The sequence below is a fragment of the Lysobacter sp. TAB13 genome (assembly GCF_052113885.1).
GTDB classification, from domain to species: domain Bacteria; phylum Pseudomonadota; class Gammaproteobacteria; order Xanthomonadales; family Xanthomonadaceae; genus Lysobacter; species Lysobacter gummosus.
The window spans coordinates 1-356 of record NZ_JBFRDR010000421.1; the positions used below are offsets into that span (position 1 = coordinate 1).

The following is a 356-nucleotide window of genomic DNA, read 5'->3' on the forward strand; positions in this document are numbered from 1 at the left end:
ATGTCGGCGGGTATTCGAACCCGGAGGTCGACAAGCTCTTCGCCGAGGCGGCCATCGCGGCGAGCGATGCGCAGCGCCAGGAGCTGTACACCAAGGTGCAGAAGCTGCTGGTCCAGGCGGAGCCACGGCGGCCGCTCAGAATGCCGTGCCCCGCGCCTGCCTCACCGTGCCGAAAGGAGGAGGCATGATGATCACCGCCGCCCCGGCGATCATCACCGCTCGAAGATCCCGACCAGAATCGCCTCGGCGAGCAGGTGCTTGCGGGCCTCCTTTTCAACCTCCTGGCACGACGGGGTGTGGCCGAAGGCCAAATGATCGATCGACAGCGCAAGCAGCCGGAAGTGATAGTGGTGAGG

Annotated in this window: 1 protein-coding gene; it reads left to right on the forward strand. The window is 65.7% G+C overall.

The annotated features are described in order from the left end of the window. On the forward strand, positions 1–188 hold a 188-nt coding region (locus AB4Y92_RS26795; RefSeq protein ID WP_441822379.1), incomplete at its 5' end, for a hypothetical protein. Between the last annotated feature and the right edge of the window lie 168 nt (positions 189–356).